Source organism: Pseudescherichia vulneris (assembly GCF_902164725.1).
In the GTDB taxonomy this organism is placed as follows: Bacteria; Pseudomonadota; Gammaproteobacteria; order Enterobacterales; family Enterobacteriaceae; genus Pseudescherichia; species Pseudescherichia vulneris.
Window position 1 is genome coordinate 3,892,719 of record NZ_LR607338.1, and the last position, 1,034, is coordinate 3,893,752.

The window sequence follows — 1,034 nt, forward strand, 5'->3', positions numbered from 1 at the left end:
TTGTTTCGAAAAGAATGGGTTCATGAAACGTTTTATCTTTCGCATCAGGTGAAAGCCCACCATCAAGCATTGCCTTGATCCAGTCTCCACTGTCTCCTTTTAAGACAAACTCAGCCGGGCTGCTTCCACCTGCTGGGCGAGGCTGGAGCGGATCCGCACCCGCCCTCACCAGTTTAGTAATGATTTTTAACCGGGGTGCTGTTTTTTTATCGTTTATGGCATTGCTGATGGCCCAGAACAGCAGCGTCATATCCTGTTGTCCGGGCTTGTTAAGATCGGTATTCGGCGCGAGTTTTTTTACCTCGTCGACTTCGCCGTGCTCGATTGCCTTTGCCAGAACGAGCTGCTGGCCACTGAAGTAATCCTGCGGATTCAAATCCATTCCCTGCCTGCATCCCTGCACGATGAAAGTAAACATCAGTGCGAGGCACACTGAAAATAGTGCTTTCATTAACCACTCCTTGTTATCACAATATCTGTAAAACGAATAACATAGTTACTCAGCTGGTCGAACGGGAGGCGAAGGTGGCCACTCACCGCCTTTTTGAATCAGCTTCTCTTTTATCTTCGTCAGGATCTGGTATTCATCACTGCCTGGCTTTGCCCGGTTCACAAAGCGTTGCAGCTGATTACCCATCGTCCAGCCATTACTGTCCCGGCTATTCGTATTAGCCCCACGTTCTAGTAGTAACAAGACATGCTCGTATGAGTGAAAATCCAAAGCATCAATCAGCAATGTATTTCCTAACGTATCCGGAATATTGATATCAACGCCTCGATCTAGCATTGCTTTTAGCGTCTCGGTATTTTTAGCTTCAAGCGTGTCAAATATAATAGGTTTATTGAACGTTTTGCTTTTCGCATCAGGAGATAAACCACCGTCAAGCATTGCATTTATCCAGTCCGCACTGTCACCCTGCAATACAAACTCAGCCGGGCTGCTTCCACCTGCTGGGCGAGGCTGGAGCGGATCCGCACCCGCCCTCACCAGTTTAGTAATGATTTTTAACCGGGGTGCTGTTTTTTTATCGTTT

At 47.5% G+C, this 1,034-nt stretch carries 1 protein-coding gene and 1 pseudogene; both read right to left on the bottom strand.

Going from position 1 to position 1,034, the window contains the following annotated elements:
- Positions 1 to 451 (bottom strand): annotated as a pseudogene (locus tag FN633_RS16160) (ankyrin repeat domain-containing protein); the annotation flags it as partial.
- A 45-nt stretch (positions 452 to 496) separates the two neighbouring features.
- A partial coding sequence (locus FN633_RS16165) for an ankyrin repeat domain-containing protein (protein ID WP_154058974.1) occupies positions 497 to 1,034 on the bottom strand: 538 nt, incomplete at its 5' end.